The sequence below is a fragment of the Leucobacter chromiireducens subsp. chromiireducens genome (genome assembly GCF_016758255.1).
Lineage (GTDB): Bacteria > Actinomycetota > Actinomycetes > Actinomycetales > Microbacteriaceae > Leucobacter > Leucobacter chromiireducens.
The window spans coordinates 35,848-50,099 of sequence record NZ_QYAD01000001.1; the positions used below are offsets into that span (position 1 = coordinate 35,848).

Sequence of the window (14,252 nt, forward strand, 5' to 3'; positions counted from 1 at the left end):
GCTTAGCGTGCCCAGCCTGCGGCGGAGCGGCGCTGCATCTGTGCGCGGTGCTGACGGGTGGTCTCCTCGAAGAGCTCGCCCGTGCCCCAATCGAGAATCACGCCGTGGCGGCGGATCACATCGAGCAGGTCGAGCTCGCCGGAGCGGTAGCGCTCGGCCACGCTCTTCGGGTCTTCCTCGAGCCAGCCGGCGCGGTTCGCGCGGATTTCGGCGCGCAACACCGCGGTGGCCTCGCGGTCAATGCGGTACTGATCGAGCTCGGGATCGATGGCCTCGATCACCACGCCGTAGTCCGCCGCAGCGCGCCCGACTGACACGTACTCGTCGATCACGTCCTCGAGCACCTCCTCCGGCGTGCGCTCAAGCGGATCGCCGAAGCCACCGCCGCCCGCTGACGGTCGGTAGAACGTGTCGCCCGGCTGCACGGGAACAGATGAGAAGATCGAGCCGAGGAAGCGCTCGCCATCCGTGTCGCGGTTGAGCCACACCCCGTGCGGAATCGAGGGCAGGCCGCCTTCAATGCCCCAGGTGATCGAGCGGGCGCGGTCACAGCAGTAGCTCATCACCGAGGCATCCGCGTCAGTGAGTGTGCCACCCTTTTCGACCCCGCACCCGCCGCGGAAGCGACCGGGGCCGCCGGAGTCGGTGCCGATCTGGTGCATCGTGGTGAGTACGGGCGTCAGGCGCTCCTGCCCCTCGCACGCCTGCACCGCGAGGCCGACGCCGAACACGGGGGCGGTGGCGCTCGAGCCGTCCTTCGAGGAGCGACCGCCCCAGCCGCCAGCCATCCAGTCGTACCACATGAAGTACGGGTTCTCTTCGCTGCGCGCATCGCGCCCACCGACGAGGAGGTACTCGAGGTTGAACGCGCACGCCATGGCGCGCTCAGGCATGATCTGCGACCAGATCTCGAAGATGCCATTCATGAGCTTTTCGTACGGCCCCGAGCAGAAGCCGGTCACGGCGTAGGGCCAGCCGGCGTTCACCACGGTGCCCTCGGGGCCGATGTCCGCAGTCACCGCCGCGTAGAACCCGGAATTCAGCGGCACGTCCGGGAAGAACGTCTTCGTGCCCGCGTAGATGGCGGAGAAGGTCGTGCCGTAGCCCGAGTTCAGGAACGTGTCCACGACGTCCGCGCTGCCCTCGAGGTTGTAGTGAATGCCCTCACCGTCGAGCGTCATCACAATCTTGATGGGCACGAGTGCTTCGGGCTTGCCCGGATCCAAATCGAGATAGTCAACCGTCTCCCAGCGGCCCTGCGGCAGCTCCGCGAGGCGCCGGCGCACGGTGCGCTCGACGTAGTCCTGTGTCTCCTGCATCGCGAGCTCAACGGTCTCAGTGCCGTAGCGCTCCACCAGGCGAAGCACCTCGCGCTCGCAGACCGCGGTGGCCTCCGACTGCGCGTGCAGATCGCCGAGCGCCTGTTCGGGAGCTCGGGTGTTGGCGACGAGCAGCTGCGCAACGTCGTGCAGGAAGGTGCCCTTCGACCAGACTCGGATCGGGGTGATGCGCAGGCCCTCGCCGAAGTGCTCGGAGGCCGAGACATCGAAAGAGCCGGGTACCTTGCCGCCAATGTCAGCCCAGTGGCCCTTGTTCTGCGCGAAGGCGATGATGCGGCCCTCGGAAAAGATAGGGCGCACGAACGACACATCGTTGAAGTGCGTTCCGCCACGGTACGGGTCGTTGATCGCGAACACGTCGCCGGGGTTGATGTCCTCGCCGAACTGCTCGATTACGGCCTTCGCCTGGAAGTGCAGGGTGCCGACGTGCACGGCGATGTCACCAGACCCCTGCATCACGGTGTTGCCGTTCGCGTCGCAGAGCGCTGAGGAGAAGTCGCGCGAGTAGATCACAAAGGAGTAGCAGGTGCGCAGAATCTGCTCGCTCATGAGGTCGACGCTCGTCGCGAAGGCGTTCTTCAGCACTTCGAAGGTGACGGGGTCGAGGGCGGTGTCGCGGTGGGCCACGGGGGCCGGGGCGGCGAGGGTACCGGTAGGGGTGTTCATCGGGTGACCTCCTCGAGGTGGATGCGGATGTTCAGCCACTCGTCGATCTCGGCGCGCGTGTGCGGTGGGACGACCGTGGTGGAATCCAGCTGGTTGATGATGGCGGGGCCGGCGAAGGCCGTGCCCGCGGGGAGGGCGTCGCGGTCGTACACCGGGGTGTCGAGCCAGCCGTCGCCGCCGAAGTACACGGGGCGGCGATCAGCCGGGGTGCCGGGCGCCTGCGGAATGGGTTCAGCGGGGCGGAAGGAAGGCTTGGGGATCTTGCCCACCGCGCCAAGGTGCAGCTGGTACACCTCGACCGGGGCGTCGTCCTGGCGGAACGCGAACTCGCGCTCGTACTGCTCGTGGAACGTGCGCACGGCCTGCGCCAGTGCGCCCGGGCCCGAACCCATCGGCACCTGGAGCGAGCGCCACTGGCCCTGGTAGCGCATCGAGATCTTGCGCTGCAGGATCGCGTTCTCCTCGGAGACGCCCTCGTGGCGCAGCCGCGCGGAGGCTTCGGTTTCGAGCTCAACGAATGCCTGCTCGATCCCCTCCTCGTCGGCGCCCGAGGCGAGCCCCGTGTACATCTGCGCGAAATCGTGCTGAATGTCGACGAGCAGGCAGCCCATCGCCGAGGTCACCCCGGGGCTCGGTGGCACCACCACCGTAGGGATGCCGAGCTCGCGCGCCACGTCGGCGCCGTGCAGCGCGCCCGCGCCGCCAAAGGCGAGGAGCGCAAAGTCGCGGGGATCGTAGCCGCGTCGAATCGAAACGAGTCGCACCGCGTCGGCCATGTTCGCGTTGGCGACCGAGACGATCGCCTGTGCGGCCTCCTCGAGCCCCATGCCGAGCGGCTCCGCGATGACGCGGCCGATCGCTTCCTCAGAGAGCGTGCGGTCGAGTTCTTTGACGCCGCCGGCGAGCGAGGATCCGAGCCGCCCCAGCACCACGTTGGCGTCGGTGTTGGTGGGCTGATCGCCGCCCGTGTTGTAGCACGCGGGCCCGGGGTCTGCGCCGGCCGACTGGGGGCCGTTCCGCAGCGACCCCGCGATGTCGATGTGCGCGAGCGAGCCGCCGCCCGCGCCGATCGTCAGCACCTCAATCGAGGGGAAAATGATGGGGTGGCCGTACTCGACCTGCCACTCCTGCGAGACGCGTAGTTCACCGTCGGCAACAAGCGCGATGTCGGTCGATGTGCCGCCCATGTCAAGGCTCACCGCGTTGTCGTAGCCGCACTGCTGCGCAATGTGCTTCGCCGAGATCGCGCCTGCGGCGATGCCGGAGGCCGCGAGCCGCACGGGGAACTTCTCGACCAGGCGCGGGGTCATCGATCCGCCGCCCGAGTGAAGCAGGAGGAGATCGCCACGGTAGCCGCCGTCGCGAAGGCGGGTGGCCAGCCGGTTCACGTACCCCGAGACAAGCGGGGCGAGCACCGCGTTTGCCACTGCGGTGTTGAAGCGCGGGTACTCGAAGATCTCGGGCAGCACCTCCGCGGAGGTCGACACCGTCGCATCGGGGATGATCTCTTCGAGGATCTCGCGCATGCGGGTCTCGTGTGCCGGGTTCGCGTACGAGTTGAGGAAGCACACCGCGATGGTCTTCACGCCGCGGCGGCGCAGCAGCTCGGCGAGCTGACGTGCCTCGGCCTCGTCAAGTTGCGTGACGGTGTTGCCGTTGTAGTCGATGCGCTCGGTCACTTCGAAGCGGTCGCGGCGCCGGATGTACGGCTCCGAAACGTCGTTGTACGCGTCCCAAAGGTCATCCTTCGTGCCGTCGCGAATCTCGAGCACGTCGCGGAAGCCGCGGGTGGTAACGAGCGCGGCCGCGGGGAAGTTGCGGGTAATGAGCGCGTTGGTGGCAACCGTCGTGCCGTGCGAGAAGAGCGACACCTCGTTGAGATCGATCTCGCCGCGCTCGACGCCATTCATCACCGCCACCATCGGGTCGCTCGGTGTCGATGGCACCTTCGTCACGCGCATCTGCTGGGTGTCATCGTCGAAGATGCAGACGTCGGTGAACGTCCCTCCGACGTCGACCGCGACACGGACACTGCTCATGGGGCTCCTCCTGAAGTTCGTCGTTGAGTTCCGGATGCATCTAACCTTTGTGCTCCGCAGGAGCGCGGTCACTGGAGAATTCGAAGCTTTGTCGAGTCTGGACTGTAGAATCTCCAAAAATCCTCGAAATGCGGGGTCAAAAACCTCCCGTTCATACAATCCACGAAGGTGTGGCATGGCAAATCCGATGCTGGACCCTGCCGAAACGCAGGCCGAACTCGCGCGCGTTCAAGTGACCCTCGAGCTCACGAACACGCTGCTCTCAGCGGTTGCGTCGACCGATCCAGTGCACGCTCTCACCGCTCGCATTGCGACCCTGTGCCACGGCACCGCCGTCATCTACGACTTTGAGGGCTCCCTGGTGGCGAGCACCGGTGAGGCGCCCACACAACTCATCTGGAACGAGGTTGCCGCCACCCACCAGCGCGAGCTCGATCTGCAAATCGGGCGCTGGCGCGTGCGCACGCGGCGGGTGTCACTGCGCGACGGCGTGCACGTCATCGCGATCGCGAGCCGCGGCTCGGAGACCATCACCGAGATCGGCGATCAGCTCCTCGACACCTCGGAGCGGCTCCTCGGAGCCGTGCACGGGATCCAGTACGGCGCTACACAGCGCGACCGACGCGACAACGAACAGCTCATCGCAGCACTGCACGACGGCGTGGTGCCCGCGCGCGAACATCGATTCTGGAGTCGGCTGACGCAGTTTCGTTTCCCCGCCTACGCCCCCGTGCGCGCGCTCGAACTCGCCCCGCTCGATGGAGCCTCCGCCACTGAGGCACAGCTCACTCTCCTCATCGGCCGTGCGCGCTCCGAGGACGTGCCGCTTCTCGTCATGCTGCGGCGCGCCGACATGGACTCGCCCGCCACCATCGCCGCGATCGTGCCCGACTCCCCCGCGGCGGACGCGTGGATCGCGGCGGCCTCTGAGCAGTTCTTGCTCGGCGCCTCTGCCCCGTTCTCCACCCTGTCCCGCGTCTCCGAATGCGTGCGCGAGGCCGAGACCGCGCTCGGTATCGCCCGGCAGTGGGCGGCCGCCGCGCCCGCTCCCGAGCGGCTCGGGGCGGTGCTGATCGACCGCATCGACCTCGCCACGTGGTTGCTCTCACACGTCGATCAGCGCCAGCTCGAGGATCGCATCGCCCGCACGCTTGCACCGCTCGCGGCCCCGCAGCTGCACGAGACCCTCGTCGCATTCTTCGCCGCCGAGCAGAACATCACCCGCACCGCAGAGGCGCTCTTCGTGCACCCGAACACGATCCGGTATCGCCTCGCCCGCATTGAGGAAGCGATGGGTCAGCCCATCTCCTCGGCATTCGCCGCATCAAACCTCATCCTCGCGCTCTACCCGGAACTCATCGGGCGGTGGTCGGAGCTGCGCTCGGATCCCGAGGGGCAGCGCACCGCCACACCGATCCCCTAGGCTGAGGGAATCGCAACGGCGATGCCCGGCGCAGCCCGGGCCTCACGCATCAAGGAGGATCATGAGCACCGGTTCACACGGCGAAGTTCAGCTGGAAAACGAGCACTTTCGCGTCACCAAGTGGACGATCGAGCCCGGTGGCGTCATCCCGATGCACCGCCACGAGTACGAGTACGTGGTGATTCCGCTCGTCACGGACACGATGCACGTCACGAACGCGGATGGCAGCGAGATCGTTGCCGAGCTCACCACCGGCCAGAGCTACACGCGCCCCGCAGGCTCCGAGCACCAGGTCGAGAACCGCAGCTCCGCAAGCGATGTCGTGTTCGTTGAGGTGGAGAAGCTCGCATGAGCACGGTGACCGTGCGGCCCATTGCCGACTCCGATCGCGCGGCCTGGGAGACGCTCTACCGCGGCTACCGGGACTTCTACGCCAAGCCACACGACCCCGCCGTGTTCGACACGGTGTGGGGCTGGCTCCAGGATCCCACGCATGAGACGCGCGGTCTCATCGCTGAGCGCGATGGCGTTGCGGTGGGAATGGGCCACTTCCGTCGCTTCGCGCGCCCGATCGATGGCGGTCATGGCCTGTACCTCGATGACCTGTTCACCTCAGCGGAGGCGCGCGGCACGGGTGCCGGCAGTGCGATCCTGCAGCGCCTCGCCGAAATCGCGCGCGATGAGGGCGCCACCCTCGTGCGCTGGATCACCGCGGAGAGCAACGAAACCGCGCGCAGCCTGTACGACCGCGTCGCAACGCAGACCCCCTGGGTCACGTACGACCTCGCGCCAGCCGAGTAAACGCCCGCCGCCACAGGGGGACTTCGAGCGCGTGCCCGCGGGCTACGACACCGCGCGCACGCGCTCGAGGCCGGGAGTCGCCTCCGTCTGCCCGTGCACAATCGCCTTGCCGTCGCCGTCGACCGCTACAAAAACAATCTCGTTCAGCGTGAGGATTTCCTCGTCAGTCACGGCATTCGTGACCCGGCAACTCAGCGTGATCGAGGTGCGACCAAACTTCACCACCGAGTACTCGAGCTCGAGCAGGTCACCACGGTCAGCGCGCGAGATGAAGTCGATGGCGGAGACGTGGCGGGTCACCACGTCGATGGTGCCGAGCTGCGTGATCGCCATGATCGCCGCTTCCTCGTCCACCCACTGCAGCAGCCGACCCCCAAACAGTGCGCCGTGCTGGTTGAGATCCTCGGGCTTGACCCACTTGCGCACAATGTGCCGGTAGTCGCTCATGGCGCCAGCCTACTGCGCGGGATCACACCCGCCGATATACGCGACTCGAGCTGAACCGCGGAGCCTACTCCGTCTCGGCGATGAGGCGCTCGATGATCGGGATCGTGTCCGCGCGGCTATGCTCCACGTGCGCGAGCGCGAGCGCGGCCGCGCGCTCCACCTGACCATGCACGATCGCATCACACAGATCTTCGTGCTCGCGATGCAAGTCGACGTCATCGCGCTCGTTCGCGATGTTGAACAGCCGTTTCACACGCCCCTGGATCGGCACCATGAGGCCCTGCAGCAGGCGGTTTCCTGCGAGCTCAACAACCGCGGCATGAAAGTCGGTGGTGGCCCCCACGATTGCACGGGCATCCGTTCGCCCGGTGGCTTCCTCTGCGTGACGCAGCGCCGCGATGAGCGCCGACCCATCGGCGCCCAACGCACAGCGCTCGGCAGCGAGCCGCGCGGCGAGTACCTCGAGCGAGGCGCGCACGTCAAACAGCTCACTGACATCGGCGAGCGCCATGGGCGCAACGACAGCGCCCCGCCGGGGCAACGTTCGGATGTACCCCTCCGCCTCAAGGCGCGGAAACGCCTCACGAATCGGCACGCGCGAGACGTTGATCTCTTCTGCGAGATCACGCTCCCGGATCCGACTTCCCGTGGGGAGGCGTCCGTCAATGATGCGGTCGCGCACCCACTCGTACACGGCCTCTCCGCGCGATAGGGGCTCGTCAAGCATCACCGCGTCCTCTGTGTCATTCCTGAGCATCTCCGCCGCTCCCGTCCGCACCACCCTCGCATGCGAGCGGCGTCTCCCATGATGCCCGTCGACTCGAGCACCACCAACTTCTCCCATTTTGGCATTCCAAACGACGCATTCCAACCCGAAAGATGCTGCGATTTCCCTATCTCTCAGTATTTGGCATACAATCCATCCGTGGTTCGCGTGCAGCGGGCCCGCTGGGTCGTCCACCAGAGCAAAGGAGTCTGTGCATGACCACCACCGCCCCACCCTCCGAGGCCACGCGCCCGCGCACCCTGAAGCGCGAGCTCGGCCTCCCGGCACTGATCGCCTACGGCCTCACCTCAATGGGGGTGCTCTCCGTCGTCTCGGTGTACGGCCCTGCCACCGCGCTGAGCGATGGCCATCTTCCTGCCGCCTATGTCGCCGCGATCATCATCATGCTGTTCACCGCGCACAGCTACGGTCGCATGGCGGCACACGTGCCAATCACCGGAGGCGCATACGCCTACGTCACGCGAGCGTTCGGCATTGGCCCCGGCTTCCTCACCGGCTGGGTGATGCTCCTCGACTACCTCTTCCTCCCGATGGTCAACTTCCTCCTCTTCGGGCTGTACTTCAATAGCCTGTTTACGGCGGTTCCCGCATGGGTGGGCACCCTCATCTGCATCGCAATTGTTGCGGTGCTCAGTGTGATCGGGGTGACCTGGATCAAACGAATGAACAGCGTCGTCATCGTGGCCTCCGTGCTCGTCATCGTCGCGTTCCTCACGCTCGCGATCCTGAACGCCCCGAACCTCAGCATGGAAGCGGTCATGACCCCGCTGTCCCTCGGTTCAGGCGGCCTCGCCCCCATCCTCGCCGCGGCAGCGATCGTGGCCTTCGCGTTCCTCGGCTTCGACGGCGTCTCAACCCTCGCGGAGGAGACGCGCGACCCGCGCCGCAAGATCCCCAAGGGAATCGTGCTCGCGACACTGTTTGCTGGCCTCGGGTACCTCGCGTTCTCGATTGCGGGCAGCCTCATCGTTCCCGACTGGCGCACGCTCGAGAATCTCGACGCCGCGGGCACCGAGCTCATGCAGCAGGCCGGCGGCGACACCCTCATGGTGATCTTCGTGGTCGTCAACGTGATTGGCATCGTGCTGTGCGGCACCGCAGCGCAGATGAGCGTCAGCCGCGTGCTCTTCGCCATGGGCCGCGACGGGATCCTTCCCGCGCCCCTCGCCCGACTCCACCGCCGCTTCCGCACGCCCTATGTTGCCGCGCTGCTCGTGTCCGCGGTCGCTCTCGTCGCACTGTTCATCACCCTTGATCAGGCGGTCTACATGATCAACTTCGGCGCGCTCGTCGCGTTTGCCATGGTCAACCTTGCGACGATTAAGGTGCTGTTCTTCGACCTGGGGCTCCGCAGCGGCTGGGGCGTCGTTCGACACCTGATCATGCCGCTCATCGGCTTCGTCTCGATTGCGTGGCTCTGGACCTCACTCGCACCATTCACATTCGTGCTCGGCGGCACCTGGCTGGCCATCGGCGTGGTGGTGTTCCTCCTGCGCAGGAAGAAGCACGGCGGCGCACTCGCCTTGCAAATTGACGGCGCCGCCACCGAGGCGATGCCCACGCTCCCCTACCGCGAGTAGACGCGCCACGCATGAACGCCGCTGCGGCGGGGATCCTCTCGGGGATCCCCGCCGCAGCGGCGTGTCAGACACGGTGGAGGAACCTCAGAGGCCCCCACACTCGGCCCGCGGGAACACGGGCGGAAACAGCTGATCGGGATCGCTGCCGTGTGTCGGGGCAAGCGCATCCCGCTCCGCATACGCCGCGCGCAGCTTCTCAAAGATCCGCTGCCCTTCGGCCCGGAGCTGCGTGGTGTTCAGCCCAGGGATCTCTCCGTCTCGCATCACGACGCGGCCGGCCACCATACTAAAGTGCGCATCGCGGCCAGTTCCCGCGAGGGTGAGCGTGCGAAGCGGGTCATCAATCGCCCCAGTGCGGAAATCCGCGAGTGAAAATGCAACGATGTCGGCCTGTGCACCCACGGCAATGCGACCGAGGTCGCTGCGGCCGAGCGCGGACGCGCCGCCCAGGGTGGCCGCCTCCACATACTCGGCGAGGAGCCCCTTTCCGAGGTCCCTGTGCTGCGCCTTTGAGATCTGCACACCCGTGTCGATCGCCCGGATGAGGTCCGGTGGAAACGAGTCAGTGCCGAGTGCGACGTTGATCCCCGCCGTGAGGTATTGCGAGAGCCGCTCGAGGTGAAACGCGTAGCGCGCGTTGGTCACGGGGCAGTGCACAATCGACACCCCAGCTTCGGCGAGCGTGGCAAGGTCGCCCCGGTCCTCGCCGTGCACCTCGGGGTGCACATCAATGTAGACCCCGTGCGCGAGGATCAAACGGTCTGAGAGGAGGCCCGTCCGCTCGAGCAAACCCAGGGGAGTCGTGCCCCGATCCCGCGCGAGGAATCCGATCTCAGAGTCGAGCCCCTGCGTCGCATGCACCCGCACCCGCACCCCGCGCTCTGCGGAGAGGCGCGCAGTGCGCTGCAGGAGCTCATCCGTGACCGTCTCCACCCGGCACGGCACAAGCACCCCCGTGACCAGGGGATCAGCGAGGGCTTCAACTGTGTCAAGGAAGCGCTCGGCGTCGGCGAACGCTGCCCGCCCCTTCGCCTCGTCCCAGTAAATGTCTGGGGTGCCATCAGCACGCGTGACGTGCACCCCGGATCGGTATGAGGGGCCGAGAAACACTCGAATGCCCAGCTCGCTCGCCGTGCGTGCCGTATCAAGCAGGTCGTCGTGAGTCTCCGCCCAGGCGCCGTGCACCTCCGAGGAGATCGGCATCGCAGAAGTGATGCCGTGCAGAATCAACTGGACGAGCCCATACCGGCGAAGCGTTGAGCGCTCCGCCGGCGTGAGCACCTCGCGAGGCGCTCGCGCGTACTCCTCAGACCACTCCAGGCGCGCCTCATGCGCGGGGCCCCACCAGGAATCGAGCAGTAGGTGGTCAATGTCCACCAGGCCTTCGAGGTCAATCAGGCCCGGGAGCAGCACGCTCTCGCCGAGCTCAATCACCTCGTCTGCCTGCGCAACGAGCGCGTCGCCCGCCACGCCACCAGCGACCGCGATCACTCGATCCCCCTCGACGAGCACCACCGCGTCGCGCAACTCCGCGAAGCTCGGCGCGGTCGTGGGAACGCTCGGATCCGGCGTGACACCCGCTGGCGCTCCCACAATTGCGTGCGAACTGCGCAGCGCACGGATGCTCATGAGGCCAGCTGCTCTCGCCGCGTCGGCTTCCAGCCGGGACCGGGCACGGCGGCGCGAAGCGCGCGCGTGTACGGGTGGGTGGGGTGCGCGAGTAGTTCGGCCGTATTCCCGCGATCCACCACCTGCCCGTTCTCCATGACAATCATTCGATCCGAGATCTGGTTGACCACCGCAAGATCGTGCGAGATGAAGAGATAGCTGATCTGCCGCTCCGCCTTGATGTCGGCGAGCAGATTGAGAATCTGCGCCTGAATCGAAACATCGAGCGCGGCTACTGCCTCGTCGAGCACGATCACGCCCGGGTCTGCGGCGAGCGCGCGCGCAATCGCCACCCGCTGCCGCTGTCCTCCAGAGAGCTCCCGCGGAAAGCGATCGAAGAAGCGCTGCGGCAGGCCGACGGCGTCAAGGATCTCCTGTGCGCGAGCGCGCACGCCCCCTCGCGCGGCGCCGGGGGCCGCGTGCAGGCGAAGGTTTGCTGCGATGACCTCACCAATACGCTGCCGCCCGTTGAGCGAGGAGTAGGGGTCCTGAAACACGTACTGCACCTCGCGGGCTCGGATTCGACGCTCACGCAACGAGCGAGGCGCACCCGTGCGATCGCGGCCACCGATCTCAATCGCGCCGGCGGTGACCGTTTCAAGTCCCACGATCATTCGTGCCACCGTCGTCTTCCCCGAGCCGGATTCGCCGACGATCGCGAGGCACTCGTCGGGCATGAGCTCGAACGAAACGTCGTCAACGGCGACGACATCTTCGCCGCGGGTTCCGCGAGGAGCGGGAAACACCTTGCGCAGGTCGTTCACTCGGATAAGCGGTTCGCCCTGCGGTGTGGCCTGAGGGGCTGCGTTGTTCACTGCGTGGTCCTCGCTTTCAACTCCTGGTGCAGCTCGAGCGAATACTCGAGCACGGGAAGGCGGTCGAGTCGTTCCTCGATACTCGGGCGCGCGCCCATGAGCTCAACCGTGTAGGGGTGGGTGGGTGCGTCGTAGACGTGTGCGCCCTGCTCGACGATCTCCCCCGCGTACATCACCGCGAGCCGGTCACAACAGGCGTTCGCGAGCTCGAGGTCGTGCGTAATGAAGAGCAGCGCGAGCCCGCGCGCCCGGCGCTGCTCGTCGATGATTGCCATCACATCCGACTGCGCCGTGACGTCGAGCGCCGTGGTCGGCTCATCCGCAAGGATGAGCTGTGGCTCGGCGAGCAACACGCTGGCGATCATGACGCGCTGTAGGAGGCCTCCGGAGAGTTCGTGCGGGTACTGCCGGAGCCGCCGCTCCGGGTGCCTCACCCCCACTTCATCGAGGATTTGGATCGCGCGCCGCTCGACGTCCGCGCGGGGCAGGCCGCGATCGCGAACAAGTGCCTCCGTCAGGAAGTCGCCGACCGTGTGCACGGGGTTCACATGCGCTCGCGGATCTTGGAAGATCATGCCAACCTCGCTCGCCCGATACTTCCGCAGGCGCTCTCGGTTCATGCCCTGCACGGACTCACCCGCGAAGCGAACCTCACCGGTGGTGCGGAACCCTTCGGCGAGCATCCGCATTACTGCGCGCGTGGTGAGCGACTTCCCGGAACCGGATTCGCCGACGAGCCCCAATGCTTCGCCCCGGTCGAGGGTCAGACTGACCCCGTTCAGCAGGTCGAGGTGTCGGTACTTCGTGACCAGACTCGCGTGCAGGTTTTCGATTTCAAGGAGTGGTGCGTTCATCGGATGCTCCTGGTGTTTGAGGCGAGCCGGTCGCCGATCACGGTGATGCTCCACACGATGAGCACAATCGCGAGGCCCGCGGTGATCGCCTCGAGCGCCTGCCCGCGCAACAGCGAGTCGAAGCCGCTCTTCACCATGAGTCCGAGATCAGCCGTTGGCGGCTGCACACCGAGCCCGAGGAAGGAGACGGCCGCGAGATCGATCACGGCGAAGCCGAGTGACGAGACGGCCTGCGCAACCACAATGGGCTGCACGTTCGGCAGGATCTGCGTGAGGCTGATGCCGATGCCCGACTGTCCCTGCAGCCAGGCCGCCTGCACATAGGGCATGCCACGCTCGCGCAGCGCAGCGCCGCGCACGACGCGTGCAACGTAGGGGATGTAACCAATCGACAGGCCAACCACCACGGTGGGCAGGTTGGGCCCAAAGATCGCCACCGCAATCAGCGCAAACACGATACCCGGAACCGAGAACAGCACGTCAAGGATCCAAGAGATCACCGTGTCAACTCGCCCACGGTTCCACGCGGCGATGAGTGCGAGCGTGGTGCCGACGACGGTCGCAATGAGAATGACCAGCGTCGGCCCGAGCAGCGTAATGCGGGCACCGTACATCAGCCGAGAGAGGAGGTCGCGGCCGAGGGCATCCGCTCCCAGCAGGTGCTGCGCGCTGGGGCCCGAGAGCGCCGCGAGCAGATCGGGGAAGTCGGGATCATACGGTGCGAGCCATGGCGCAAGGAGTGCCGCAAGCACGAACACCGTCAGCACGCACGCGGCGATGATGCCGGTGGGGCCGAGCTTCCGGCCGAGCAGGGTGAGGCGACCGGGGTCGTTCGCAGCCACCTTGCGGAGGGCGATCTGAGTGGTGCTCGGTGCGGTCATTGCTTACTCCCCAGCTGGATGCGCGGATCAATGATCGTGTACAGGAAATCCACGATCGCGTTGATCACCACGAACGCGATGACAAGAACGAGAATTACGGCCTGCACGACGGCGAAGTCGCGCTGCAGGATCGCGCGGACGAGCAGCGATCCGAGGCCGTCGAGCGCGAACACATTCTCGATGACCACAGCCCCCGCAATGAGTGTCGCGACCGTCAGACCGAGCACAGTGGTGATCGGGATCAGGGCATTGCGAAGAATATGCCGCCGCACAATGAGGTTCGTGCGCAGACCACGGGCCACGGCGGTCTGGACGTGTTCCCTGCCGGCCTCCTCCAGCACCGAGGCGCGCGTGATGCGTGCCTGATACGCCGTGCTCGCAACGGCAAGCGCCGCTGCCGGAAGGATGAGGTGGAACAGGGTGTCGAGTCCCCCGCTCCCGCTCCCATTCGTGGGGAACCAGCCGAGCCCCACCGCAAAGACACTGATCAGCGCGACGCCGATCACGAATGCCGGAGTGGCGAGGCCGAGCGTCGCGAGCGTGGTGACCACCTGATCCGCCCAACCACCGCGCAGCGAGCCGAGCAGGCCAAGCCCCACGCCGAGCACGGCGATGATGAGCGTCGCAAGCGCGATGAGGGCTACGGTGGTGCCCACCCGGCCGCCGATGAGGTCGGCGACGGGCTGACGGTAGACGACCGAGTCGCCGAGGTCTCCCGTGAACAGATCACCGATCCACGCGAAGTACCTGACGAGGAACGGATCATCGAGGTGGTACTGGGCGGTCACCCGTGCGATTTGCTCCGGCGTCCCGCCCCGGGGGCCGAGCACAAAGCTCAGCGGACTCCCCGGGGCGAGATAGAGCATGCCGAAAACCACGAATGACGTGACAAGCAGGACGAGCAGGAGGCTGCCCGTCCGGCGCAGCAGGAATGCGGGGATGGACACGGGA

General features: G+C 66.6%; 13 protein-coding genes. 4 read left to right on the plus strand and 9 right to left on the minus strand.

Features of this window, described 5'->3' with window-relative positions; genetic code table 11:
• Positions 1-2: 2 nt before the first annotated feature.
• Positions 3-2,006 (minus strand): hydantoinase B/oxoprolinase family protein, encoded by a 2,004-nt coding sequence (locus D3226_RS00175; RefSeq protein ID WP_202380437.1) that lies wholly within the window; start codon positions 2,004-2,006, stop codon positions 3-5.
• Entirely contained in the window at positions 2,003-4,045 is a 2,043-nt protein-coding gene (locus tag D3226_RS00180; RefSeq protein ID WP_202380438.1) for a hydantoinase/oxoprolinase family protein, read from the minus strand. The genes D3226_RS00175 and D3226_RS00180 overlap by 4 nt, the downstream gene beginning before the upstream one ends.
• A gap of 175 nt (positions 4,046-4,220) precedes the next feature.
• Between D3226_RS00180 and D3226_RS00185 the strand changes: the two genes are divergently transcribed.
• From D3226_RS00185 to D3226_RS00195, 3 genes are all read left to right on the plus strand, one after another.
• On the plus strand, positions 4,221-5,468 hold the full coding sequence (locus D3226_RS00185; RefSeq protein WP_202380439.1) for a PucR family transcriptional regulator: 1,248 nt from the start codon (positions 4,221-4,223) through the stop codon (positions 5,466-5,468).
• Positions 5,469-5,529: 61 nt separating this feature from the next.
• Complete coding sequence (locus D3226_RS00190; RefSeq protein ID WP_202380440.1) at positions 5,530-5,820, plus strand: cupin domain-containing protein; 291 nt, start codon at positions 5,530-5,532, stop codon at positions 5,818-5,820.
• Positions 5,817-6,269, plus strand: a complete 453-nt coding sequence (locus D3226_RS00195) for a GNAT family N-acetyltransferase (protein ID WP_202380441.1) — start codon at positions 5,817-5,819, stop codon at positions 6,267-6,269. Before D3226_RS00190 ends, D3226_RS00195 begins: the two co-directional genes overlap by 4 nt.
• A gap of 42 nt (positions 6,270-6,311) precedes the next feature.
• Here D3226_RS00195 and D3226_RS00200 read toward each other — a convergent pair whose 3' ends face one another.
• Positions 6,312-6,716: an acyl-CoA thioesterase gene (locus D3226_RS00200; RefSeq protein WP_202380442.1), complete on the minus strand. Its 405-nt coding sequence runs from the start codon at positions 6,714-6,716 to the stop codon at positions 6,312-6,314.
• A gap of 64 nt (positions 6,717-6,780) precedes the next feature.
• Positions 6,781-7,443 carry a GntR family transcriptional regulator gene (locus D3226_RS00205; RefSeq protein WP_202380443.1) on the minus strand — a complete coding sequence of 221 codons (663 nt, stop codon included), beginning with the start codon at positions 7,441-7,443 and terminating at the stop codon, positions 6,781-6,783.
• Positions 7,444-7,697: 254 nt separating this feature from the next.
• Here D3226_RS00205 and D3226_RS00210 point away from each other — a divergent pair, with 254 nt between their 5' ends.
• Entirely contained in the window at positions 7,698-9,083 is a 1,386-nt protein-coding gene (locus D3226_RS00210) for an APC family permease (RefSeq protein ID WP_202380444.1), read from the plus strand.
• 84 nt (positions 9,084-9,167) lie between these two features.
• Here the strand turns inward: D3226_RS00210 and D3226_RS00215 are convergent, their stop codons facing one another.
• The 5 genes from D3226_RS00215 to D3226_RS00235 are packed head-to-tail and all read right to left on the minus strand — an operon-like array spanning position 9,168 to position 14,248.
• Positions 9,168-10,712 (minus strand): chlorohydrolase family protein, encoded by a 1,545-nt coding sequence (locus tag D3226_RS00215; protein ID WP_202380445.1) that lies wholly within the window; start codon positions 10,710-10,712, stop codon positions 9,168-9,170.
• Positions 10,709-11,566 carry an ATP-binding cassette domain-containing protein gene (locus D3226_RS00220; RefSeq protein WP_202380446.1) on the minus strand — a complete coding sequence of 286 codons (858 nt, stop codon included), beginning with the start codon at positions 11,564-11,566 and terminating at the stop codon, positions 10,709-10,711. Before D3226_RS00220 ends, D3226_RS00215 begins: the two co-directional genes overlap by 4 nt.
• The gene (locus tag D3226_RS00225) at positions 11,563-12,420 is read right to left on the minus strand and encodes an ABC transporter ATP-binding protein (protein WP_202380447.1); all 858 of its coding nucleotides are present in this window, start codon (positions 12,418-12,420) and stop codon (positions 11,563-11,565) included. The genes D3226_RS00220 and D3226_RS00225 overlap by 4 nt, the downstream gene beginning before the upstream one ends.
• A complete protein-coding gene (locus tag D3226_RS00230; protein WP_202380448.1) occupies positions 12,417-13,301 on the minus strand; it encodes an ABC transporter permease in 885 nt (294 codons plus the stop codon). Before D3226_RS00230 ends, D3226_RS00225 begins: the two co-directional genes overlap by 4 nt.
• Entirely contained in the window at positions 13,298-14,248 is a 951-nt protein-coding gene (locus D3226_RS00235; RefSeq protein WP_337248850.1) for an ABC transporter permease, read from the minus strand. The genes D3226_RS00230 and D3226_RS00235 overlap by 4 nt, the downstream gene beginning before the upstream one ends.
• Between the last annotated feature and the right edge of the window lie 4 nt (positions 14,249-14,252).